The organism is Bifidobacterium choloepi (assembly GCF_010667615.1).
Classification (GTDB): domain Bacteria; phylum Actinomycetota; class Actinomycetes; order Actinomycetales; family Bifidobacteriaceae; genus Bifidobacterium; species Bifidobacterium choloepi.
In genome coordinates this window covers 1,270,278-1,294,673 of the sequence record NZ_VYSG01000001.1, presented here as the reverse complement: position 1 = coordinate 1,294,673, position 24,396 = coordinate 1,270,278, and the positions used below count along the sequence as shown (strand labels likewise).

Sequence of the window (24,396 nt, the reverse complement as noted above, 5' to 3'; positions counted from 1 at the left end):
ACTCACCAAGTTTGTTCGGACGAATCGTTCCAATTTTTTTCCTGAACGATTCGTCCGTTTCATTCGCGACTCTTGCTCGTGCGCAAGAGCGATCAGGCGTCGATCCAGCGGGCGTTGTGGGCGTTGCGCTGGATGAAGAGGCGGCGCGGTTCGACTTCGTCGCCCATCAGCATGCTGAACGTCTCGTCGGCCTGGATGGCGTCCTCGATGTGCACCTGCTTGAGGATACGGTGCTCGGGGTCCATCGTCGTCTCCCAGAGTTCCTGGTAGCTCATCTCGCCGAGGCCCTTGTAGCGCTGGATGCCCTCGCCCTTCGGCAGCTGGCGGCCGTTCGCCTTGCCTTCGGCGAGCACGCGGTCGCGCTCGGCGTCGGTGTACACGAAGTCGTGCGGGCCCTTCGTCCACTTGAGGCGGTAGAGCGGCGGCATGGCGACGTAGACGTAGCCTGCCGTGATCATCGGGCGCATGTAGCGGAAGAACAGAGTCAGGTTCAGCGTGGCGATGTGCGCGCCGTCGACATCGGCGTCGGCCATGATGATGACCTTGTGGTAGCGCACCTTGTTGAGGTCGAACTCCTCGCCGTAGCCGCCGCCGACGGCCGTGATGAGGGACTCGATCGTGTCCGACTTCATCATGCGGTCGAGGCTGGCGCGCTCGGTGTTCAGGATCTTGCCGCGCAGCGGCAGGATGGCCTGCGTGATCGGGTTGCGGCCCTGGATGGCGGAGCCGCCTGCCGAGTCGCCCTCGACGATGAACAGCTCGCACTCGGCCGGATCGTTCGACTGGCAGTCCTTGAGCTTGTCCGGCATGCCGGCCGACTCGAAGATCGACTTGCGGCGCGTGTTCTCGCGGGCCTTCTTCGCGGCGATGCGGGCGCGCGACGCCTCGATGGCCTTCTGGATGACGGCCTTCGCCTCGTTCGGATGCGAGTCGAACCAGTCGCCGAGCTTGTCGTTCATGACGCGCTGGACGAACGTCTTGGCCTCGGAGTTGCCGAGCTTCGTCTTCGTCTGGCCCTCGAACTGCGGGTTCGTCAGCTTGACGGAGACGACGGCGGTCAGGCCCTCGCGCACGTCGTCGCCGGAGAGGTTGTCGTCCTTGTCCTTGAGGATGTTCTTCTCGCGCGCGTAGCGGTTGATCATGCTGGTCAGCGCGGCGCGGAAGCCTTCCTCGTGGGTGCCGCCCTCGGTCGTCGAGATCGTGTTCGCGAACGTGTGGACGGACTCGGAGTACGACGTCGTCCACTGCATCGCGATTTCGGCGGAGACGCCGAGCTTCAGGTCCTCGGACTCGAAGTCGATGACGTCTTCCTCGATCGGCGTGCCCTTGTGGGCCTTGACCATGTAGTCGACATAGTCCTTGATGCCGTTGAGGTACTGGTAGGTGACGGTCTGGTGCAGGTCCCGCTGCTGTTCCTCGGCGTCCTCGCCGGCCACCTCGTCGCCGGCCGCGTCCACCTCGCGCATGTCGGTCAGCGAGATCTTCAGGCCCTTGTTGAGGAACGCCATCTGCTGGAAGCGGGCGCGCAGCGTCTCGAAGTCGTAGACGGTCGTCTCGAAGATCGTCGGGTCGGCCCAGAACGTCACGGAAGTGCCGGTCGATTCGTCCGGACCCATCGGCTGCTGCTTCTTCAGCGGCGCCGTCGGATGCTGGTCGATGTACGTCTGCGTCCAGTGGAAGCCCTGGCGGCGCACCTCGATGTCGACGCGCGTCGACAGCGCGTTGACGACGGAAATGCCGACGCCGTGCAGGCCGCCGGAGACGGCATAGCCGCCGCCGCCGAACTTGCCGCCGGCGTGCAGCTTCGTCATGACGGTCTCGACGCCGGAGACGCCCTCGCCCGGGACCTCGTCGACCGGGATGCCGCGGCCGTCGTCGACGACGCGGATGCCGTTGTCCGGCAGGATCGTCACTTCGATGTGCGACGCGTAGCCGGCGAGCGCCTCGTCGACCGAGTTGTCGACGATCTCGTAGACGAGGTGGTGCAGGCCGCGCGGGCCCGTCGATCCGATGTACATGCCCGGGCGGATGCGGACGGCCTCGAGGCCCTCGAGGACGCGCAGGTCGCTCGCGTCGTAGTGTTCCGGAGCCAGCGTATCGTCGAGCTGGCCATCCTGCGTCTCGCCGTTCATCGCCTCGGCTGCCGCCTGCTCGAGCTGTTCGCCCGCGGTGGGTTCCGAATGCTCCGGTTCAGCCGCCGATTCGGATGCAAAATCTGCCACTGAGAATCCTTCCTTCTTGGTTCGTCACGAAGGGTTGTTTTTGTCTGGACATGCCCCAGAACGAAAATAAACGCCCCTTCACGGCGTTCAAGTACTCTGTCAAAGATTCTACCAACCTAACCCGACTCCCCCGCGCACAGCGCGATCTGGAAAAACCGATTCCTCACTCCCTCCTTGGAGGGAGTCAAAAACGCGGTAGCGTTTTCGGTGGGAGTTCGCGAGGCCGCTAGAACGCAACGTTGGTCGGCGTAGGTGACGTTCCCGGTCGGTCCGGAACTCCCACCGGCTCGGCTCCGCCTCGCCGACTCCCTCCAAGGAGGGAGTCTGGACGCCCCGTTCAGCCGTTTCTCACTGGCCTCAGCCGTCCTCTTCCCTGCCTTTTCGGGGCGCGGATGACTTCGAGGCGCCTGATGCCGAATTCCGGGTGGGTGGCCTGGATCTTCGCGAGCAGGTGGCCGGACAGGCCGCTCATCTGCTGTTCCCAGGCCGGGGTGTTCGCGCGGATCTTCAGGACGCCGTCGACGAGCGAGTCGACCTGCGTGTGGGCGGCGGCGACCGGGCCGGCGATCTCGGGCCACGCCTCCATCAGCCGGGTCATGCCGAGGTAGCGGCCCCAGCCCTTCTGGACGGCGAACGCCTCGAGCACGCCGCCGATGCGGTTCGGGTCGCGCCCGGCCTTGCCGAAGTTCTCGCGGGCCTCCTCGTTGCGGCGCCGCCAGTCCTCGACGAGTCCGGCGCGCTTCGCGAGCCGCTCGAACACCTGCGCCGGCAGCTTGCGTTCGTCGAGTCCCAGCCGCTCGGCAATCGGGGCGCCGTCACTCATTGCCGTCCTTCTTCTTCGCGAGCGCGAGGGCCATCGCGCCGAGTTCGCCCATCGTGGCGAGGTCGTCGAGCGAGCCCGTCATCTGTCCGTGCGAATCGTTTCCATTGCCGGCTTTCAGGGCGGCGACGTCGATGATCGTCGCCGAGCCGAGCGACGCGGCGCCGGGGATGTCGGAGGCGGCGGCGACGGTGATGAGCACCTGGTCCTGCGCGGCCGCGAACGCGAGGATCTGCGCGCGGCGGGTTTCGTCGAGCTGCGCGAAGACGTCGTCGAGGATGACGATCGGCTTGACGCCGTCACGGGCCTCGACGAGCTCGAACAGCGCCATTTTCAGCGCCAGCGCCATCGTCCACATCTCGCCGTTCGACGCGAACTCGCGTGCCGGGACGCCGTCGAGCCGCAGCGCGAAGTCGTCGCGCTGCGGGCCGATCAGGTTGATGCCGCGGGACACCTCCCCCGCGTAGATTCGCTGGAAATGCCGGCTGATGCCGGCCTTCGCGGCGTCCGGGTCGTCGGGGTGCAGCAGCACGTCGTCGAACGACGGTTCGTAGGCCAGCGAGGCGGTGCCGCCGTCCGGCGCCATCATCGCATAGAGTTCGGTGAACGGGCCGGCGAGCTGCGCGAGGACGCGGTCGCGGTCGCGGGTGAGCTCGACGCCGGCCTCGATGAACTGGCCGGTCCAGACTTCGAGGCCGCTCAGCGCGGCGTCGCGGGCCGGATCGAACCGGGAGAAATTGTCGGACGATTCGTCCGGGACACGGCCGCGCGAATCGTCGCCGAAGCCGCCGAACGCATTGCCGCCGCGGCCGAGCTGCTTGAGCAGCGCCGCACGCTGCTTGCCGATCTTCGTGAACTCGGCGAGCCGGGCCTGATAGCCGGGCACGAGCAGCGAGCAGGCCTGGTTGAGGAACGTGCGGCGCGACGACGGGTCGCCGGCGACGAGCCGCTGGTCGTCCGGCGTGAACGCGACGCTCGGAATCTGCCCGACGACGTCCCGCATGTACAGCGACGGGCCGCCGTTGATGCGGGCCCGGTTGGTCCCCTTCGCGCGGATCGTCACCTCGTAGGTCGTTTCGTCGGCGCCGGTGCTGTCGCCGGTATCGTTCCCGGCGCCGGCGCCGTCATCCGTGACGACGTTCGCGCGGATCGTGGCGGCCGGGCAGCCACGGGCGACGAGCGGCAGCGAGCTCGACGTGCGGTGGCTGGCGCCGGTCGACAGCACCTCGATCGCCTCGACGAGGTTCGTCTTGCCGAGGCCGTTCGCGCCCTGGAGAATGGTGACTCCGGGCGCGAAATCGACGACGACGTGCCGCCACGACCTGAAGTCGTCGAGGGCGAGACGGGAAACATGCATGCTGCCAACCTGGATTTCGAGTAGTAATGAATCCCCTGGAAGGGGATCGCTGAGGCGAAGCCGAAGCGAGGGGTCGACTTACGGATTACGGAACGTGATTGGTTGCGCTCCGTAAGTCGACCCTCAGTCGGCTGCGCCGACAGCCCCCTTCCAGGGGGCTAATAAGAGGAATCACGCGTTGATGCGCATCGGGACGAGGAGGTAACGGTAGTCCATCGACTCCTCGCTGTCGGCTTCCTGCTGGCCGTCGAACTCGACGGGCTTGACGGCGGTGGTCAGCTTCATGCGGACGAACGGCTCGGTGATCGCGGCGATGCCGGACTGCAGGTAGTTCGGGTTGAACGCGACGGTGATGTCCTCGCCGTCGAGGTCGACGTCGAGGATCTCGTTGGCCTGCGCCTCGTCGTCCATGCCGCCGGCGGTCAGCTGGACCTCGTCGCCGGTGAACGTCATGCGGATCGGCTGGTTCTGGCCGGCGACAAGGGCGACGCGCTTGATCGCGTCGAGCAGGTCCTGGCGGCCGAGGACGGCGTGGATCGGGTATTCGTCGGCGTAGAGGCGGTCGACGGCCGGGAACTCGCCATCGGTGAGCTGGATCGTCGAGACGCGGCCGGCGTTCTCGATGCCGATCAGCGTCGGCTTGGCCGGGTCGAAGTCGATCGTGACGTTCTGGTGCATGTCCATCGAGTGGGCGATGTCGCGCAGGATGGAACCCTTGACGAGGACCGTCATCGCGGCGTCCTCGACGGCTGGCGTCCAGTTGAACATGGCGCGCGACAGGCGGAAGCGGTCGGTGCTCGACAGCGTGACCTGGCCGCCGTCGACCTGCATGCGGATGGCGGCGAGGACCTGGCGGATGTCGTCGTTGGCAACGGAGACGGCGGCCTGGTTGACGGCCTGCGCGAACGTCTCGGCATCGACCTGGCCGAGCGCGGCCGGCAGTTCCGGCATGTCCGGGAACTCCGATTCGGCCATCAGCTGCAGCGTGAACGACGCCTTGCCGGACGTGATCTTGAGCTTCGAGCCCTCGGTGGCCAGGTAGGCCTTCTCCCCCGGCAGGCTGCGGGAAATGTCGGCGAGCATCTTGCCGAGCACGACGACGCTGCCGGTCTCGTCCACGCCCGCCTCGATGCGGTCGCGGGCCGTCACGTCGTAGCTGAACGCCGACAGCTGCAGCGACCCGTCGATGGCCTCGAGCTTGATGCCGGCGAGGATCGGGTTCGACTGGCGGGTGTTCAGCGCCCGCGAAGCCCAGGCGACGGCGTCGGCGAGGGAGGTGGAATTGACTTCGACTTTCATGCGTGGCTCCTCAATGCGTGCGGGTTGCGGTGCGGCGTGCGGATCGTTCCCACGAAGGGAACTCCTGACGGCGAAACCGTGCCGGACTGTGCAAATTCCGCGTCGCCGGTTACTCACCGTCGGTGGACAGGCGAGCGGCCGGGTTCTCCACCGGACAAGGCGAGAGAACGGCGGGAACGATTCTTCCCGTTGCTCATTGCCTGTCGGATGGCGAGGACGCTGGAACGCAACGAAATCGCTGGTCTTGACGACGTTTCGTTTGGTGTTCGGCTTGCTTCATTCTATCCGGACCACAGGCGGTACGAAAGCGGCTGCTGGGAGGTTCGCGATGATCGTGACGATGATGATACGCAAGAGAAGGAATCATAGTAATAATAGGGGCGGTGGAAAAGTGGAAAACTCGTGGGAAGCGGTTGCGCCGCGCCGTTTTCGACGATCCACGCGCTGTGGAAACCGTGGGTGCGGAATGTGGAAAACATGGTGAGTTATCCACAGCGTGAACAGGCCATCGAAGTTATCCACAAAAATTGTGGAGTTATCAACGGCTTATCCTCGCCGTTTTGACGCTTATCCACGAGTTATCACCCAGACTTCCCCACATTTGGGGAAAACCATGTGGAAAACTTTTTTCTGTTTTCATCCCCCGCTCCGCGTGTCGCGTGGAAAATTCCCGCTCATTCTTATCCCCACCGTGGACGTCCGTTCATTCAAAATGGAAGAAGCTCCCCGGAAGGGAGCTTCTTCTCTTGATGTCACGAGTGCTTGAGACGGACCGTCAGTTCCATGACGTAGTTGTAGATTTCCTTCTTCTCGCTCATCTTGCTCGAGATCTTCTTGCAGCCGTACATGACGGTGGTGTGGTCGAGGCCGCCGAAGACCTGGCCGATGTCGACGAGACTCATTGACGTCATCTCGCGCGTCAGGTACATCGCGACCTGCCTCGCCAGGGCCACGTTCTTCGTGCGGCTGCGGCCGACGAGGTCGTCGAACGACAGGTGGAAGTACTGGGCGACCTGGCCGATGATGTCGGTCGGCTTGAGCTCCACGTCGGCGACGAAGAAGTCGCGCAGCGTCTGCTCGGCCAACGCGTAGGAGACCGGCTGGTTCGTGATCGACGCCATCGCCGTGATGCGCGTCAGCGCGCCCTCGAGCTCGCGGATGTTCTCGGTGAAGCGGCGGGCGATCAGGTCGATGACGTCCTTCGGGATCGAGTAGTGGTTCGTCTGCGCCATCATCTGCAGGATGGCCGTGCGTGTCTCGAGGTCCGGCGGCTGCACGTCGACGGTCAGGCCCGACTCGAAGCGCGAGATCAGGCGCGCCTCGAAGCCCTTGAGGTTCTTCGGCGGCACGTCGCTCGACAGCACGATGCGCTTGTCGGATTCCTTCAGCGCGTTGAACGTGTGGAAGAACTGCTCGAGCGTCGAGTCCTTGCCGGACAGGAACTGGATGTCGTCGATGAGCAGCATGTCGACTTCGTCGCGGTAGCGCTTGTTGAAGTCGGAAATCGTGCGGCTGTTCTCGGTTTCGGAACGGATCGCGTCGATGTACTCGTTCGTGAACTCCTCGCTCGTCACGTAGCGCACGCGCAGCGACGGGTCCTTGACGAGCGCGTAGTTGCCGATCGCGTTGAGCAGGTGCGTCTTGCCCAGGCCGGAACCGCCGTAGATGCACAGCGGGTTGTAGTCGCGGCCGCTGCCCTCGGCGACGGCCAGCGCGACGGTGCGCGCGAACCGGTTCGACGAGCCGGGCACGAACGTGTCGAACGTGGCGGCCTTGTTGAGGTGGGAGATCGGATCGCGCATCGGCGTCGACGATTCGGCCGCGACGACGTGGCGCTCGGGGATCGTCGACGGAATCGGCAGCTCGCCCTGCGACGCCGTGACGGCATGCTGGCCGTCCTCGTGCACCTGCGCGGTGGCCTGCGTGGCCTGGCGGCCGGTGGCCTGCTGCGACGCGGCGGTGGGCTGCGAGACGCCCGGCGTTCCCGTCATCGACTGGCCGGCATGCGTCGTCTGCGGTCGGCGGACGGTCTGCGGCGTGACGGCCGGCGCGAACGACGGTGCCGTCGCGGCAGCGGCCGCCTGCGCGGCCTGCACGATCGGCATCGACTGCGTAATCGGACGGATGCCCTGCTGTTCGGCCTGCTGGAGCAGCTGCTGGGCCGCCTCGATCGCCTCCTCGGTGATCGCCGGCGCCGGGGAAGTCGTCGCATTCACGGCGGGAATCGTGCCGGTGGACGGCGACGCCTGCTCGGTGGCCGCCGGATAGGCGTCGGTCGGCAGCGGCACGAAGCCGTTGGACGATCCGGCCGCCGGAGTCTGTGTCGATGTCGAGGCGGGAGCCGCGGCGGCGTCGTTGCCGTTCGGCTCCTCGACGGCCGGGGCCGACGGGTCGATCTTGAAGGACGGATAGAGCGGCTGCCCGGCGTTCGCGATCTGCAACGCCTGCAGCATGACCATGTACAGCTGGCCGACAAGCGTCTGCAACGTCTCGTTGTCACGGACGCACAGCATGATCGACGGGCCGTTCACCGACTCGGGGACGACGCCCATCAGCCACGCCTTCTGGCGATCGGTGACACGGCCGCCCAGAATGGCGAGGGTGTCGGACCAGATCGACTGTGCGCGGGCGACGGGGTCGAGGGTTTCTCCACCCATCTTCAGCCTTCCAGTTATGGTAGTTCACGGAAAAAGAATCAACATAACATATTTACTCCAAACCGGAGAAGTTATCCACATCGTTGCGTGTTGAAACGGCTGGGTTTGTGAATAACATCGGTGTAATTTGTGGATAAGTCGCGCCGGGATTTTCCCACCGTTCCAACGATTTTGTGGAAAAATACGCCGCCGGTTTTTCCACATTGCATGATTCTTGCGACGGTGGAAACGGCGTGCGGCTTGCCTCTGGGGTAGGGGTGAGAGTACTTTGGTAGAGCTTGACTCATGAGGAGCCGTGCATTCGCATGGCCAAAATTCACCAGGAGCGTTGATATGAAGAGGACCTTCCAGCCGAATAACCGTCGCCGTCACATGAAGCACGGCTTCCGTGCCCGCATGCGCACCCGCAGCGGCCGTGCCCTGATCAACCGTCGCCGCGCCAAGGGCCGCAAGTCCCTGTCCGCCTGAGTTCTTTCCTCCGGACTGTAACCAACAGGGGAACACAAGGGAAAGAGAGCCGGACGCAGTGGAACGGCTGAAGAGCCATCGCGAATTCGTCGCGGTCCTGAAGCGCCGTCGCCGCGTAAGCGGCCACGACATCGTCGTGCACTATCTCGACAGGTCGCTGCCCGAGCGGCAGGCTGCCGGGAGTGAACAGCACGGCGCTTCGAGGACGCCTGTAGCCCATCCGGGGCGCAGGATGGGGCTTGCCGTATCCAAGTCCGTTGGAAACGCCGTCACGCGAAACACCGTGAAACGGCGATTTCGTGTTATTGCCCGCAATTACCAGGAGCTGCTGCCGCCCGACATCGACATCGTCATGCGGGCGAAGCCGTCCGCGGCGCATGCATCGTTCCAGTCGCTCGACGACCAGGCCCGCGAGCTGTTCGCGGCCGTGACCCGCAAGGTCGCGCGCGAAGCCGAACGGGACGCCGCCGGCGACGCCGGCCGGAACTAGGCCGCGATGGGGCAGCGGACGGACGAATCGTCGCCGGCGACGACGGCCGGCCGTCCCGCCAGCGCGACGGCGAACGCAAGCCGGCGCCGGAGCATGGCGAGCCGGACGATGATCCGGGCCATTCGCTGGTATCAGCGGCGGGTGTCCGCCGGGCGCCCGGCCTGCTGCAAGTACTATCCGAGCTGTTCCAACTACGCGCTGACGGCGATCCGCCGGTTCGGCGCCGTGCGGGGCGGCACGCTCGCGGCCCTGCGGCTGCTGCGCTGCCGGCCGTGGAGCGACGGCGGCATCGACGACGTGCCGCGACGGTTCTCGGTGTTCTACCGCTTTTCCTGGTCGCGGGCCCACGAGGCGCCCCGACTGACCCCATTGCCGAAGGACGAAGAAGGAGAGGACGTCCCCAATGAGTGAGAACTTCATGCTTGACAGCGGCTTCTTTGGCTGGCTGTACAAGATCCTGACCCCGGTCGAATGGCTGATGACCTGGATCATGACCATCTTCCACAAGTTCCTGACGCTGATCGGCATGAACCCCGTCGGCCTGTCATGGGTGTTCTCGATCATCTTCCTGGTCATCGTCGTGCAGGCGTGCATCTTCCCGCTGTTCTACAAGCAGATGAAGTCGATGCGGCGCATGCAGGCCATCCAGCCGCAGATGATGAAGATCCAGAACAAGTACAAGGGCAAGAACGACCCCGCCAGCAAGGAAGCGATGCAGCGCGAGGTCATGAAGCTCTACCAGGACAACAAGGCCAACCCGGCCGGCTCGTGCCTGCCGATGGTCATCCAGGGCCCGGTCTTCATGTGCATGTTCTACGTGCTGTCCGCGATTCCGTACATCGCCCGCGGCAAGCGCGATCCGCTTGGCGCCTTCACCGTCGAGCGCGCCGAACAGTTCTCGCAGACGTCGTTCTTCGGCACCAAGGTGACCGACACGTTCACGACGGCGACCGGCGGCAGCAAGGCGATCATCGCGATCTTCGTCGCGCTGATGTGCGTGTGCCTGTGGTACATGCAGTACAACACGATGAAGCGCAACACGAACCCGGCGGCCGCGAACCCGCAGACCGACAAGATGCAGAAGATCATGCTGTGGGTCTTCCCGCTCATGTACATCTTCTCGGGCGTCGCGATGCCGTTCGCCGTGCTCGTCTACTGGCTCGCCAACAACATCTGCAACCTCGTCCGCTCGTTCTGGCAGATCCACGAGTTCCCGACGCCCGGCTCGCCGGCCGCCGACGACAAGGAGAAGCGCGACCACGAGAAGGAGAACGCCCGCCGCGCCAAGGCCGGCCAGCCCTCGCTCGAGGAAGAGGCGCTGATCAAGGCGCGCGAGGAGAACGAACGCAAGGAAAAGCAGGGCTATCAGCGCCAGCAGCCCAAGCGGAAGAATCGTTCCGGCAACAAGAAGAAATGACGCATGCGTCCCATGTCCACGAAACCGGACAATCCGGTGATGGATGTGGGACGTTGCCTTCCGGCCGGGCGGCCGGCGGCATAGACTGGTAGACAGTCTTTGACCGACCCGACAACCAACGCGAGCACGGCGCGGGCGCCGCAACGACCGCCACCCCGCCGGACAGCGAGATTTTCCACGAAGGAGCCAACCGCATGGTACAAATGGACGACAAGACGATCGACCAGCTCAACGACGAAGCCGACATCGCGGCCGACTACCTCGAGGGGCTGCTCGACATCGCCGACTACGAAGGCGACATCGAGCTCGGCATCCGCAACGGCCGACCGATGATCCAGATCGTCGCCGACGACGACACCGACATCAAGCACCTGATCGGCCGCAACGGCGAGGTCGTCGACGCGCTGCAGCAGCTGACCCGACTGGCCGTGCAGCAGCGCACCGGCGAGCGTTCGCACCTCATCGTCGACGTCGACGGATTCCTCAAGCGCAAGCGCCAGATCCTGCGCGACATGGCGCTCGACGCCGTCGACGAGGCCCGCGAGACCGGAGAGCCGGTCAGCCTCAAGCCGATGAACTCGTTCGAGCGCAAGGTGGTCCACGACGTCGTGCGCGACGAGGGCCTGCGCTCCCGCTCCCACGGCGAGGAACCGCACCGCTATGTCACCGTCTACCTCAAGAAGTCGGAAACCGAGGGCGAAGACTTCGACGACGAGTACGATGACTGAGGCGGAAACGCGCCTCGAAGGCGAGCTGCGGGACGAGCTCGAGGGGGCGCCGGTGCTCGAGGAGGTGCTCGGGGCGGCGATGCCGCAGCTCGAGGTGTTCCATGCGAAACTTCTCGAGGAGGGCGAGCCGCGCGGACTGATCGGGCCGCGCGATGTCTCGATCCTGTGGGAGCGTCACATCCTCAATTCGGCGGCCGTCGTGCCGTTCATCCGCAAGGCCGTCGCGAAGAAGCAGTTCAAGACCGTCGCCGACCTCGGTTCCGGCGGCGGATTCCCGGGCCTCGTCGCCGCGGCGATGCTGCCGGAAGTCAGTTTCACGCTGATCGAGCCGATGGAACGACGTTGCGAGTGGCTTGACGAATGCATCGAGGAGATGAATCTCAACAACGCCGTCGTCGTCCGCGCGCGCTCGGAAGAGGCGATCGAGGCGCTCAAGCGCAACGGCCGGCTCGTCGGCAAGGCGCCGAAGACCGGCGGCGCCGTCGCCGTGTCCGCCGAGACGGCCGCCGCGATCCACCATCCGTTCGCCGTCGTCACGTGCCGCGCCGTCGCGCCGATGACGAAGCTTGCCGGCTGGACGCTACCGCTGCTCGCGTCGAAGGGCGAGCTGATCGCGCTCAAGGGCCGCTCCGCCCAGGCCGAGCTCGACAAGGCGCGCAAGCAGATCGCCGCGATGGGCGGCGGTCACGCCCGCGTCGTCGAGGCGCCGGTCGCTCCCGGTCTCGAGCCCACCCACGTCGTCATCCTGCAGAAGAAGTAGGACGATTCATCCGTCGGTTGGTCGTCGCCGACCCCGATCCTGTCGATGGAAGCCAGACTGGCCGTCAAGCTGGCCACCACATGATGTAGTACACCCGAGCCGCCGGTTCGGGTGCATTACATCGAGAAGGGCGGGAAGCGGTGGATAGAGTTTTCCACATTTTCACGTGGGTGTGGAAAGTTTCCACAGGCGCGGTACCGATGATCGGGGGAATCCCGAAAAGGGTTGAAAACAGCGCGGTTTTCGGGCCGGGAACAGATGTTCGACGAGGCGATTCTCCACATCGGTTTTCCACAGTTTTCCACATTTCCTCACATCGGGGGTGGGGACGTGGTATCTCCCGATGTGCGGTGTAGCGTGGGGAATCCTTCGGCGATGGGCTGCTTCCGGATGCCACACAGGCAGAGGTTACGAGATCCGGCATGACCGTATCGCTGCCATGCTGTTGCCACGCCACTGCCATGCCGTCCACGTTGTGACATGCTTGGCATGCGGGAGCAGGCGAAACGGACTAGTGTGGAGCCGAAACCACGTGAAACTTTTGGGTACTCACGTGAAACAACGTAGTGGACGATCAACGCCGGACCGTGTCCATACGGCTGAAGAAACTGTTAGATATTGTGAATCGTGAGGAGGGCCTCTTCGTGGCTGTACAAGGGAATGACAACGTCCCCGGCATTGACAATGGTGTCGACAACGGCATCGACAACATGGAAAGCGCGCAGGAGACGATCAGCAGGATCTTCGGCGGCGACGACACGACGCTCGGCGCGGAGATCGCCGACGAATCGACGCGCTACGAGCGCATCCACAATGCCAAGTTCAACCCGCCGGCCGAGACCCGCCGGCTCGCCGTCGCGAACCAGAAGGGCGGCGTCGGCAAGACGACGACGGCCGTGAACGTCGCCGCGGCGATGGCCGAGGGCGGCCTCAACGTCCTCGTCATCGACATGGACCCGCAGGGCAACGCGTCGACGGCGCTCGGCATCGAGCACACCTCCGGCACCCCGTCCGTCTACGACGTCATCGAGGGCCGCTCGTCGATCGCCGAGGTCATGCAGCCATGCCCCGACTTCGACAACCTCGACGTCGTGCCGGCGTCGATCGACCTGTCCGGCGCCGAGCTCGAGCTCGCCGACATGCCGAACCGCAACAACCTGATGCGCGAGAAGCTCGACGAGTTCCTCGAGTCGAGCGAGAAGCACTACGACTACGTCTTCATCGACTGCCCGCCATCGCTCGGCCTGCTCGTCATCAACGCGATGTGCGCCGTCAACGAGATGCTCATCCCGATCCAGGCCGAATACTACGCGCTCGAGGGCCTCGGCCAGCTCATCAACACGATCGGCCTCGTCCAGCGCAACTTCAACCCGGCGCTGCTCGTCTCCACGATGCTCGTCACGATGTTCGACCGCCGCACGCTGCTCAGCCAGCAGGTCTACGCCGAAGTCAAGAACCACTATCCGTCCATCGTGCTGGACACGACGATTCCCCGCACCGTCAAGGTCTCGGAAGCGCCGAGCTTCTTCCAGTCGGTCATCAAGTACGATCCGCGCGGCAAGGGAGCCATTTCGTACTGCGAAGCCGCGCTCGAGATCGACAACCGGTCCGACGTCGTCCTGCAAACCATCGACATGAGAAGGAACGAGAACTGACATGGCAGCGAAATCACGGTTGGGCAGGGGCCTCGGCGCGTTGTTCCCGGCGCTCCCCGACGAACAGGACCTCGTCGCGCCGAAGAAGTCGCCGGTAGCGGAGGAAGAATCGTCGGACAAGAAGAACGATTCGTCCGCCAGGCCGAAGACGGCCGCCAAGCCGACCGTGAAGAAGGCCACGGCTCCCGCGAAGAAGCAGCCCGCGGCGAAGAAGGCCGCCAGGAAGACCGGGACCAAGGCCGACTCGTTGACGGCCGGCTCCGCCGGTCGTGTCGACTCTCGGCCGGCTTCGCCGACAGCCTCCGCCGAGGGAGCTCCCGCAACGGAGAGCAAGCGCGAGAGGCAGGGCGAGGTCGGCGTTGCCACGGACGCCCAGCAGGAAGGGCCCGTGTCGCCGCTGGAGTCGACGATTCCGTCGATGGGGACGATGACGCGCAACGCGAGCACCGTGTCGATGCTGTCGAGGCCGATGACGCTGCAGCCGGAAGCCGCCGTGCACAAGCTCGACGTCGCCGCCGACGAGACGGCGACGACCGAGATCGAGGCGGTGAAGAAGGCGGACGAATCGTCCAGTACCGGCCGCAAGGGACGCAAGCGCATGTCGATGCCGGCGATCGGCGACATGGCGCATCCGAGCGACATGTTCTTCGACGGCACGCCGGTCGTCGATCCCGAGAAGTTCAAGGCGGCCGCTGCCGGCTACAACGTCGACGTGACGGCGTCGCAGGCGCCGGCCGCGACGGATGCCGAAGGCCAGCCGGCCGAACTCAAGCCGGTCGCCGGCGGCTACCTGATGGAGCTCAGGCTCGACGAGATCGGGCCGAACCTGCACCAGCCGCGCATGGTCTTCAACGAGAACGAGCTGCGCGAGCTCGCCGAGTCGATCGCCGAAGTCGGCGTGCTGCAGCCGATCGTCGTGCGCCACCGCCCGGCCGAGCAGATCGAGGCCGCGAAGGCCTCGAAGGCCGCCAGGGCGGGACAGTCCGCGGACGGCGCCGCGGCGGACGAATCGTTCGGCAATATCGACGGCTCCGCGACGATCGACGAACTCAACGCGCTGTTCGAGGGGCAGATGGACAGCGAATACGAGCTGATCATGGGCGAGCGGCGGTGGCGCGCGAGCAAGCTCGCCGGCTTCGAGACGATCCCGGCGATCGTCAAGACGACCGCCGACGACTCGATGCTGCGCGACGCGCTGCTCGAGAACCTGCACCGCGTGGCGCTCAATCCGCTCGAGGAGGCCGCCGCCTACCAGCAGATGATCGACGAGTTCGGCATGACGCAGCTGCAGCTGTCGAAGTCCGTCTCGAAGTCGCGGCCGCAGATCGCGAACACGCTGCGACTGATGAACCTGCCGGCGTCCGTGCAGAAGCGTGTCGTCTCCGGCCAGCTGACGGCCGGTCACGCCCGCGCGCTGCTCGGCCTGCCGAACGAGGAGATGATGGAGCAGGTCGCGCAGCGGATCGTCGACGAGGGGCTGTCGGTGCGCTCCGTCGAGGAGATCGTCGCGATGTCGGCGTCCGAGGAAGACCAGGCTCGGCACAAGCCGCGCCAGCGTAACAACCCGTGGTCCGGCTCGCCGATCCCCGAGCGGCTCGGCGAACGCTTCGGCACGAAGGTCTCGATCAAGGGTTCCGAGAAGCACGGCCGCATCGAGATCGTCTTCTCGAGTCCCGAGGAACTCGACCGCATCAGCGCGCTGCTGATGACGGAGGAGTAGGGCCTTCTTATATAAGCTCCCTGGCGCCCGCCGCTGAAATATGCAAATGCGAGCGAGCGAGCATTTGCGGCCTTTCCGGGAGCTGTCGACGAAGCCGACTGAGGGTCGACTTACGGATCGTAACCAATTGCGCTCCGTAAGTCGACCCTCAGCCTCGCTGCGCTCGGCAGCTCCCTTTCAGGGAGCCTTTGCCATGTCCAGTTTTCCGGAAAGCTCTCAGCCTACGGGACTGTTGCGCCCCCGTCGGGCGGAGTAGTCTGGCTGGCATGAGCGAAACGAACATCTTCGGCATCGCCGCGCCGGGCGATGCCACGCAGGCTTCTCCTGCCTCTTCTCCCGCCTCTTCTTCCGACGCCACCGACGTCACGGCGCAGGTGGCCGTCAGGCCGGCCGAGCACGGCGCCGCGGCCGTCGAGAACGTCGTCGTCATCGGCTCCGGCCCCGCCGGCTACACGGCGACCATCTACCTCGCCAGGGCCGGCCTCAAGCCGGTCGTCGTCGCCGGCGCGCTGACGCCGGGCGGCCAGCTGGTCAACACGACCGAAGTCGAGAACTTCCCCGGCTTCCCGGACGGCATCATGGGCCCCGACCTGATGGAGCAGATGCAGCGCCAGGCCGAGCGATTCGGCGCACGAATCGTCTTCGACGACGTCGAGGCTGTCGACCTCAACGGCGACGTCAAGACCGTCTATTGCTCCGGCAAGCAGGAGTTCCGCGCGCGGGCCGTCGTCGTAACGACCGGCTCGAGCTACCGGCACCTCGACGTCCCCGGAGAGATCGACTACGGCGGCCGCGGCGTCTCGTTCTGCGCGACCTGCGACGGCTTCTTCTTCCGCGGCAAGCCGATCGTTGTCGTCGGCGGCGGCGACAGCGCGCTCGAGGAGGCGCTGTTCCTCGCCCGCTTCGGCTCGTCGGTCGCCGTCGTCCATCGCCGCGACGAATTCCGCGCGTCGAAGATCATGGTCGAGCGGGCCGTCGCCGACGACAAGATCGACTTCGTCATGGATTCGGTCGTCGAGAGCATCAACGGCAACGATTCGTCCGTCGAATCGGTGACGCTGCGCAACGTGAAGACCGGCGAGGAGACCGTCCTGCCGGCCAACGGCGTCTTCATCGCGATCGGCCACGAGCCGTGCACGGCGTTCCTTGACGGCCAGCTGCCCCTTAACGAGCGCGGCTACATCCTCGTCGACGGCGCGTCCACGCGAACGTCTGTTCCCGGCGTCTTCGCCGCCGGCGACTGCGTCGACGACACCTACATGCAGGCCATCAGCGCCGCCGGCATGGGCTGCCGCGCCGCGCTGGACGCCCAGCGGTATCTGGACGAGGCGTGAGGGGAGTGGCTCCCCGACCTGTTGCATGACTCGGATGCCAGAATCGTGCCAAATTAGCCAGCAACCTCACGCTGCCAACGCGAGTGCGTGAGTTTGTCGCCACAATACCGGCCAACATGGCGGTTGCCTCACGCTAGATGCCCATCAGCGTGAGGCAACCGCCATCGGCAGCTTCTTTTTGTCAGCAGCCCCACGCTAATTGGATTCAAGCGTGGGGCTGCCGACAAAAACAGGGTCAATGTGGCGGTTGCCTCACGCTGTAACGCGACTCCGTCTCCACATTGACCCTCCGGACGGGATAGGACGGCCCGGGATGGGACGGCCCGGGATGGGACGGCCTCAGTACGCCTTCATCGACAGGATGTAGAGCTGGTTGCCGGGCAGGCTGTCCAGCGGCACCCACAGGACGATGTTCTGGGTGTTGACGGTCTTGTCGAGCTGGATGTCGGTGGTGCCGCTCTCGTCGAACGTGAACTGGGCGACCTTCTCGCCCTGCGTCGGGTCGCCGGTCGTGTTGACGTAGATGTAGCCGGTACCGCCGGACGAGCGGATCTGCACGACCACCCTCGAGACGTCCTCGGGCTGGGACAGCTGGATGTAGTAGCCGTAGCCCTGCTGGCCGTTCGGCTCGTTGAGGAAGCGCTGCGACGTGATCGTGTAGGCCGTCGTGTTCGTCGTCGAGGCCGTCGACGACGGCGAGGTCGTCGTCGGGGTGGCGGTCGGCGACGTCGTCGACGGGCTCGACGTGACGTCCTCGCCAAGGCGGCTGCCGAACGGCACGTCGTTGAGGTTCATCGACGGCCAGTAGGACGTGTCGTCCTCCTCGAGGAAGCCGAAGATCGAGCCCTTCGTGATCAGCGAGTGGACGCAGACGCTAAGCGCCGCGACAAGCGCGACGATGACGATGACGGTGGCGATGACACGGCCCTTGCGGCTTTTCTTCTTCTTGCCGTCGTCGAACTTCGCGCTGAGGGCATGCCGCGCCGGGTTCTCCTTCGGCGCGTAGCTCGGCGGCAGCGCCGGCGGCAGGCCCTCGTCGTACGCGGCGTTCTTCTCGGCCTGCTCGGCTTCCAGCGCGCGCTGCGACTCGGCACCCGGCAGGATCGGGTTGCCTTCGGCGTCGACGATCGGGATGCGGCCGGTCGAGTTCGTGCCGTCGATCGCGTCCTGCGTGCCGTCGCGGTGGCCGTTGCGCACGAGCGAGACGTCCATCGCCATCGTCAGCCGGTTCGGCTGCAGCGGCGGCTCCGGCTCGTCGCCGGTGAACGCCGTGAACATCTCGGTCTTGTCGGCCGGATCGACCTCCGGCGCCGCCTTGTCGCTCTGGCCGTTCATGTAGCGCTTCGACGTGTTCCAGAGCGCCTTGAACGATCCTTCCGCCGCGGCGCCTTCCCCGGCCTTGTCGCCGTGCTCGCCGTTCTTGCTGGTGTCGGACGATTCGTCCTGCGAATCGTCGTCCTCGTCCTCGTCGTCGGACACGTCGGTGCCCTTGAGCGGCAGCGGGTTGAACATGAGGTCCGGCAGGACGTCGGAGGACGCGAGCGTGTCCGGAATCGGGATCAGGTCGGCCGGATTCACCGGCTTGACGGCGGCCGTCACGATCGAGCAGTTGCCGTCGACGCCGGTCAGGCGCAGGTCGTGACGCGACAGCGCGTGCAGCGGCTTGGCGGCGCCGAGCAGCATCTCGAGCTCGTTGATTGTCAGCAGCGGGATCGTCGGCGAGCCCGGCTCGGACAGGTTGAGGCCGCGCTTGCAGATCGCGCGGAATTCCATCGGGATGTCGGAGGGCAGCTCGGCCAGCGAGTACTGCATCTGGCGGTGACTCGCCTTGCCGGTCAGCATGCAGTAGAGCACGCCGGCGAGCTGGCAGACGGCCAGGCGCTCGTCGTTCGCGGTGGGCTCGGCGCCCGAGGTGTCGGCCAGGGCCGCGGAGACCGGGGTATCGGCGAGCTGGATGCCGCTCTTCGTCAGGCGGATCGTGTCCGTCGAGACGGCGCGGTTCGTGATGTGGTCGCGGTGCAGCTTGGCGAGGGCGTGGCCGGTCTCGGCGATGATCGAGCGCATCGCCTCGTGGCTCAGAGGAGCGCCGGACGGGCCCTGCAGGTACTGCGTGACCGAGACGCCCGGATCGAGCTGCGTGACGACGATGGCGACCTCGCCGTCGTGCTGCAGGCGCAACACCGGCGTGAAGCGGGAATCGTGGCTCATGGCCAGCGAGCCGGCCGTCGCGTTGACCGAGACGAGGACCGAGCGGTTGTTGACGATGAACAGCTGGCAGTCGCGCGAGAGCACGCGATCGTTGGCTTTCCACACCTGCAGTCCCGGCTCCTCGCGGAGCGGCGAGACCAGCGTGTAGCGACCAAGAACGGTGTCTCCCAGATGCGGCTTCATGGTGTCCTCTGCTTGTATGTAACCCGATGATGCGGCGACGGATGCCGGCGGTGCCGAATGACGTCCAACCCCAGCCATATTACCGTTGGCCATGGTCGTTGTCGCGCCCGCGGCCACCGCCGCCTCGACGGCGCGACCGACGGCGTGCTCGGGGGCGAACGACGGGGGAATCTTGGAACGATCCTCCGGTGCGAACGACGGCGGCATCGGCTCTTCTTCCAGCTCGGCGGGAACGGCCGGGACAAGCTCCTCCACTTCGTTGAGCGGCTCGTCGAGCGTTACAATGACAGGCCTGGCAGGTTCCAGCGCGGGCTCGGCGGATACTGTCGCGGGCTCGGCTGCCTCGGACGCGGCTTCTGGCGCGGGCACCGGGACGCCGCCGCGGCCGAGCTTGGCCTTGACCATCGCGATGATCTGCATCAGCTCCTCGGACTTCATGACGACGAGCGAGCCGAAGTAGACGGCGGCCAGCACGACCGCGAAGACGATGCACGCGAGGATGGACTGTCCCCAGCCCATCGTGCCGCCCTTCGACGTCACGTGGATGCCGCACAGCGCGTAGATCGGCTTCTGGAGCAGCAATCCGACGAGGACGGCGAGAATCGTCGCAATGATCGCCTTGCCGTACGTGAACGCGATCCTCTTGCCGTCGAGGCGGTTGTTGAAGCGCTTGCGCAGCATGACGACGAGCGGGACGAACGAGATGATGTAGCCGAGCGAGACCGACAGCGCGAGCACCATCGCCCAGTACGTCGGCGGCAGCAGCGCCGTGCCGGCGTACATGATCGCGAGCTGGATGACGTTCTCGATCAGGATGAACACGAACGGCGAGCGGCCGTCCTCGAACGCGTAGAACGTGCGCTGGATGATCAGGTAGGCCGACGAGAACGGCAGTCCTATCGACAGCATGATCAGCACGCCGGCGATGAGCTGCGCCTGCGGGACGGCGACCGACGGCAGCAGCGCGCGCGTGACGGCGAGCGGCATGACGATCAGCGCGGCCGTGAAGAAGCACATGATGATGCCGACGATGCGCAACGCCTGCGACAGGTCGGCGCGCGCGTTGTCGATGCGGCGCTCGGCGATCGACGCCGAGATCTGCGGGAAGATCGCCGTGGCGACCGATACGGCGATCAGCGAGTACGGCAGCACGTAGATCGTGTTGGCGTTCTGGTACGTCGCGTTGCCGGCGACGTCGAACTCGCTGAGGCCATACAGCGCATTCGCGACGCCCGGCGCGGCCGTCGTCACGCGCGTGCACAGCACGTTGGCGACCTGGTCGACGCCGACGATGCCGACGCTCCACGCGGCGACCGGGCCCATCGAGCGCAGGCCGATGCCGTGCACGCCGAACTTCGGCCGGTAGTGGATGCCGCAGCGCATCAGCGGCAGGAACAGCACGAGCGCCTGGAACGCGACGCCGAGCGTCCAGAAGCCGGCCGTCAACAGGATCTTGTCCTGCGTCCAGAAGCCGATGCCCTGCGCCGTCGCGTCGCCGAACATCCAGATGAAGACGCCGAAGCCGGCACAGCTAATGACGTTGGCGCCAACCGACGACCACGCGTAGGTCGCGAAGTGGTTCTTCGCCGCGAGCACCTGCCCGACGACGGTATACAGGCCATAGAAGAAGATCTGCGGCATGCACCACAGCGTGAACGAGCTCGTCAGCGCAATCAAGTCATCGGAACCGTTGACGTAGAGCCGCGCAAGCACCGGCGTCAGCGCGGCCATCAGCAGCGTGACGACGAGCAGCAGGCCGATCGCGAACGTGATGAGCTTGTTGAGCCGCTCCTCGGCGTCCCTGGCCTTCAATGTGCGGACGATCTGCGGAACGAGGACGGCGTTGAAGACGCCGCCGGAGACAAGCGTGTAGATGACCTGCGGGATCATCGCGCCGGCCTGGTACGCGTTGGCCGCGAGGCCGGTCGTGCCGATGGCCGCCGCGAGCAGGATCGTGCGGATCTGGCCGGTGATGCGCGAGGCGGCCGTGCCCGATGCCATGATCAGGGAATTGCGGCCTACGGAGGAACTCATTCGTCGGGATCTTTCTTGCGATGGAACTGCCGCCAGAGTCCCAGAATGCCGAGGACGACGGCGAGGACGATGAACGCCACGCCGCTCTTGTCGCTGATCTGGAGCGCGCTGGTGATGGTGGTGGTCTTGGACTTGCCGAACGCCTGGTCCTGCCGGTCCAATAATTGTTCGGTGGCAATCGTAGTGCCTGAGGTGGAGACACGGATCGTGAACGTCACCTGCGCCTCGCCGGCCGCCGGCACCGTCGTCTCGGCGAAGCGGGACGTGACGATCTCCATCGAGTCGGTGATCGACGAGACCTTGACGTTGACGGGGTAGGGCAGCGAATTGCTGACCGTCACCGGCAGCGACGCCGTCTCGGAGACGACGTTGACGTCGTTCGACGACGTGATCGAGACGGCATCCATCAGCTCGTCGGCGAACTGCCTGGCAGCCTGGACCATCGTCTCCATCCGCTTCGCCGAGCCGCCCATCGCCAGCAGCGCCGTCGCCGACTCGGCCTGCAGCAGGTACTGTCCCCAGCTCGCCGCGGAGACTCGCGCCTGCGAGTCGGAGGAAGCATCGTCCGAACTGGACGATCCGTCCGCCGAGGCGCCATCCGAACCGTTGCCGGCACCGTTACCGTCGCCGGCGCCATTGCCCGTGCCGCCGGCCGCCGCGGTCGCCGAGTCGCCGTCGCCGGTCACGAGCACCGAGTCGACGAAGCGCGAGATGTCGGTGCGGCTCGACTTGAGCGACTCGAGCGCCGCCTTGATCGCGGATGTCCTGACCGACGAGTCCCCGGTCGTCGACGGGACGAGCGCGGACGCGTCATCGCCGGACGCGTACGGATCGGCGTCGGCGAGCGCGGCGAGGTCGGTCAGGTCGAGCCAGTCGGCGTCGCGCAGCGCGGCCATCAGCTCGCCGGCCTCGGACGCCGTCGTGCTGTCCGACATCGTGACGAGCAGGTGGCGGTCGGTGTACGGCTGCTCCATCTGGTAGAACGCGCTCTGCGCCATGAAGCGGGCCACGCGGCCGGCGCTCGTCGTCTCGGCGTCGGCGTCGGCGCTCGTCGCCTCGCCGCCGGCGAGCGTGGAGAGGACCGACTGGGCGACGAGGACCGTCACGTTGCCGGCCGACGTCGGCACGACCATCGTCGACGTGTGCACCGTCGAGTCGTCGGACTGGTCGAAGTCGTGCGTCGCGATGACGGTCGTGTAGCCCTGCTCGCGGGCCTGCGCGAGTGCGTCGAGCGTCCAGATGCCGTCGCCCTGCCATGCGTATGCCGTCGACGTGGCCGAATCGTCGCCGATCGCGGCGCGGTACGTGTTGAGGCCGGTCTCGGCGGCCCAGCTCTGCAGGGTCACGCCGGCCGACTCGTAGAGCCGCGCGTCGTCGATCTCGGCGTAGGCGGTGATGTCGAAGTCGCCGGGCTGCATGACGCCCCTGATGTGCGGCGTGCCGATGTCGGCGAGGACGCGCGGGTCGGCGACGATGTTGAGCGACGAGTACTGGTCGGCGAGCTTGTCCTTCGCCTTGAGCTCGTTGTCGGCGTCGTCGGTCAGCGCGACGACGCCCGACGGGTCGGTCGCGCTCGTCGACTTGCCGGTGAGCAGCTTGTCCATCGCCGTCTCGTTGGCGGCCCAGCCGTCGCTCGTCAGCGGCATCGCGACGGCGACGTTGAGTTCCGGCGTCTTCGTGCCGGACAGGCCGTCCCACGAGCGCGTCAGGAACGTGTAGTCGACGGTCGTCGTGCCGTCGTCGGCGACGTACTCGAGCGCGAGCGGCCGCGGCCCCCAGCTCGCGAGCGACTTGAGGACGTCGTTGTCGGCCGGCACCGTCAGCGTGACGGTCGCCGAGTCGCCGTCGGCGATCGGGGAGACCTCGACGCTGCCGAGGCTGTCGGGCACCGGAATGTTGGATGATCCTTCCGCCCATTGCTGGATGTCGGTCCTGGACACGAACGTGTGGCTCAGGTTGGCGAATGCCGCGAACGTGCCGGACCCGAGCGCCGAGCCGGTGCCGTTCTTGATCGTCGCCGTCACGGTCAGCCCGCTCGTCGACGTGACGACCGGCGTGATCGCCTCGATCGAGACGGTGACGCCCGTCGACGACGTCGTGTCGTCGGCCTGCGTGACGGCGGTCCGGTTGCCGTCGGGGTCCAGGATGGCCTTCGAGACGGAAGAATCGTTCGAAGTGACCGCCGGTTCGTTCGCCGACGCGGCCGGAGCGATGCCGGCGACGGTGGCGACCACGATGGCGAGCGTCATCGCGACGGCAACCAGCATGGCGCCGGCGCGGGCAAGCCGCCGGGCGCGGAGTGAGGGTCGATCCACGATGCACTATGCCTGTCTGTTGAGTTTCCTTGCGTACAGCCAGGCGATCTTGCGTTCGTTCGGGTAGCTCAGGACGCTGTCGAGATCCCCGAAGTCAACCCAGATCGCGTCCTCGGCCTCGTGGTCGGGGTCGCCTTCCACGGTCAGGTCGCCTCCGACCTGGCGCAGGGCGAAGTGATGGACGAGCTTGTGGACACGCTGGCTGGTTCCTGTAAACCAATAGTCTATCGTGGCGATCGAATCTACGACCTCGCCGAGGATGCCAGTCTCCTCGTGAACCTCGCGGACGGCCGTCTGCTGCGGCGTCTCGCCCTTCTCGATGTGGCCCTTCGGCAGGCACCACTCGAGGTGGCCGCTGCGCGAGTGGCGCGCGATGATCGCGACGCGCCCGTGGTCGTCGAACACCAGTCCGCCCGCCGAATACTCGCGCACGACGGGCAGGTCCTGCGCATCCAGCGACGCGAACGTCGCCGGCCGGTCGCTCGTGCGCTTCCTCGGCATCATCGCCGGCGTCGGCGCCTTCGCCGTCTTCGGCGTCTGGACCGACCCCCGCCGGGAAACGCCGGCATGCGCGCCCCGCCGCACGAACACGTCCGAGGGGGTGGGAGACGAGCCGCCACGTGATCCGTTGGCGACCGCTGGCGCGGTCGCGTCGACCCTCAGGCTCGCTTCGCTCGCCAGCTCCCTTCCAGGGAGCTTGTGGCTGGTCGCGTTCTCGTGCTTGCCCGC

16 protein-coding genes and 1 pseudogene are annotated in these 24,396 nt (G+C 66.0%); 9 read left to right on the top strand and 8 right to left on the bottom strand.

What is annotated here, in order from left to right; genetic code table 11:
• Nucleotides 1–92 precede the first annotated feature (92 nt).
• The 5 genes from gyrB to dnaA form a co-directional block, all read right to left on the bottom strand.
• Complete coding sequence (gene gyrB / locus F6S87_RS05125) at nucleotides 93–2,132, bottom strand: DNA topoisomerase (ATP-hydrolyzing) subunit B (RefSeq protein ID WP_231129392.1); 2,040 nt, start codon at nucleotides 2,130–2,132, stop codon at nucleotides 93–95.
• Between the two features lie 427 nt (nucleotides 2,133–2,559).
• On the bottom strand, nucleotides 2,560–3,045 hold the full coding sequence (locus tag F6S87_RS05120) for a DciA family protein (protein WP_163227480.1): 486 nt from the start codon (nucleotides 3,043–3,045) through the stop codon (nucleotides 2,560–2,562).
• The gene (locus F6S87_RS05115) at nucleotides 3,038–4,399 is read right to left on the bottom strand and encodes a DNA replication/repair protein RecF (protein WP_163227479.1); all 1,362 of its coding nucleotides are present in this window, start codon (nucleotides 4,397–4,399) and stop codon (nucleotides 3,038–3,040) included. Before F6S87_RS05115 ends, F6S87_RS05120 begins: the two co-directional genes overlap by 8 nt.
• A gap of 171 nt (nucleotides 4,400–4,570) precedes the next feature.
• Entirely contained in the window at nucleotides 4,571–5,698 is a 1,128-nt protein-coding gene (gene dnaN, locus F6S87_RS05110; protein WP_163227478.1) for a DNA polymerase III subunit beta, read from the bottom strand.
• 752 nt (nucleotides 5,699–6,450) lie between these two features.
• On the bottom strand, nucleotides 6,451–8,355 hold the full coding sequence (dnaA, locus tag F6S87_RS08865; protein ID WP_163227477.1) for a chromosomal replication initiator protein DnaA: 1,905 nt from the start codon (nucleotides 8,353–8,355) through the stop codon (nucleotides 6,451–6,453).
• Between the two features lie 333 nt (nucleotides 8,356–8,688).
• Here dnaA and rpmH point away from each other — a divergent pair, with 333 nt between their 5' ends.
• The 9 genes from rpmH to trxB all read left to right on the top strand — a co-directional run bounded on the left by rpmH (nucleotide 8,689) and on the right by trxB (nucleotide 16,927).
• Nucleotides 8,689–8,823 (top strand): 50S ribosomal protein L34, encoded by a 135-nt coding sequence (gene rpmH / locus F6S87_RS05100; protein ID WP_033491033.1) that lies wholly within the window; start codon nucleotides 8,689–8,691, stop codon nucleotides 8,821–8,823.
• 58 nt (nucleotides 8,824–8,881) lie between these two features.
• On the top strand, nucleotides 8,882–9,313 hold the full coding sequence (gene rnpA, locus F6S87_RS05095; RefSeq protein ID WP_163227476.1) for a ribonuclease P protein component: 432 nt from the start codon (nucleotides 8,882–8,884) through the stop codon (nucleotides 9,311–9,313).
• 108 nt (nucleotides 9,314–9,421) lie between these two features.
• Nucleotides 9,422–9,724 carry a membrane protein insertion efficiency factor YidD gene (yidD, locus tag F6S87_RS05090; RefSeq protein WP_231129391.1) on the top strand — a complete coding sequence of 101 codons (303 nt, stop codon included), beginning with the start codon at nucleotides 9,422–9,424 and terminating at the stop codon, nucleotides 9,722–9,724.
• Nucleotides 9,717–10,730 carry a membrane protein insertase YidC gene (gene yidC / locus F6S87_RS05085; protein ID WP_163227474.1) on the top strand — a complete coding sequence of 338 codons (1,014 nt, stop codon included), beginning with the start codon at nucleotides 9,717–9,719 and terminating at the stop codon, nucleotides 10,728–10,730. The genes yidD and yidC overlap by 8 nt, the downstream gene beginning before the upstream one ends.
• A 194-nt stretch (nucleotides 10,731–10,924) precedes the next feature.
• A complete protein-coding gene (locus F6S87_RS05080) occupies nucleotides 10,925–11,458 on the top strand; it encodes a Jag family protein (protein ID WP_163227473.1) in 534 nt (177 codons plus the stop codon).
• Nucleotides 11,451–12,218, top strand: a complete 768-nt coding sequence (locus F6S87_RS05075) for a 16S rRNA (guanine(527)-N(7))-methyltransferase RsmG (RefSeq protein ID WP_163227472.1) — start codon at nucleotides 11,451–11,453, stop codon at nucleotides 12,216–12,218. Before F6S87_RS05080 ends, F6S87_RS05075 begins: the two co-directional genes overlap by 8 nt.
• A gap of 710 nt (nucleotides 12,219–12,928) precedes the next feature.
• Entirely contained in the window at nucleotides 12,929–13,873 is a 945-nt protein-coding gene (locus F6S87_RS05070; protein WP_163227613.1) for a ParA family protein, read from the top strand.
• 1 nt (nucleotide 13,874) lies between these two features.
• On the top strand, nucleotides 13,875–15,593 hold the full coding sequence (locus F6S87_RS05065; RefSeq protein ID WP_163227471.1) for a ParB/RepB/Spo0J family partition protein: 1,719 nt from the start codon (nucleotides 13,875–13,877) through the stop codon (nucleotides 15,591–15,593).
• A 266-nt stretch (nucleotides 15,594–15,859) separates the two neighbouring features.
• A complete protein-coding gene (trxB, locus tag F6S87_RS05060) occupies nucleotides 15,860–16,927 on the top strand; it encodes a thioredoxin-disulfide reductase (protein WP_163227470.1) in 1,068 nt (355 codons plus the stop codon).
• Nucleotides 16,928–17,266: 339 nt separating this feature from the next.
• On the opposite strand, the gene F6S87_RS05055 is transcribed toward trxB, so the two are convergent.
• From F6S87_RS05055 to F6S87_RS08955, 3 genes and pseudogenes are all read right to left on the bottom strand, one after another.
• On the bottom strand, nucleotides 17,267–21,352 hold the full coding sequence (locus F6S87_RS05055) for a murein biosynthesis integral membrane protein MurJ (RefSeq protein WP_163227469.1): 4,086 nt from the start codon (nucleotides 21,350–21,352) through the stop codon (nucleotides 17,267–17,269).
• Nucleotides 21,349–23,667, bottom strand: a complete 2,319-nt coding sequence (locus F6S87_RS05050) for a DUF6049 family protein (RefSeq protein ID WP_163227468.1) — start codon at nucleotides 23,665–23,667, stop codon at nucleotides 21,349–21,351. Before F6S87_RS05050 ends, F6S87_RS05055 begins: the two co-directional genes overlap by 4 nt.
• A gap of 6 nt (nucleotides 23,668–23,673) precedes the next feature.
• Nucleotides 23,674–24,279: pseudogene (locus tag F6S87_RS08955) on the bottom strand (NUDIX hydrolase); the annotation flags it as partial.
• Nucleotides 24,280–24,396: the final 117 nt, after the last annotated feature.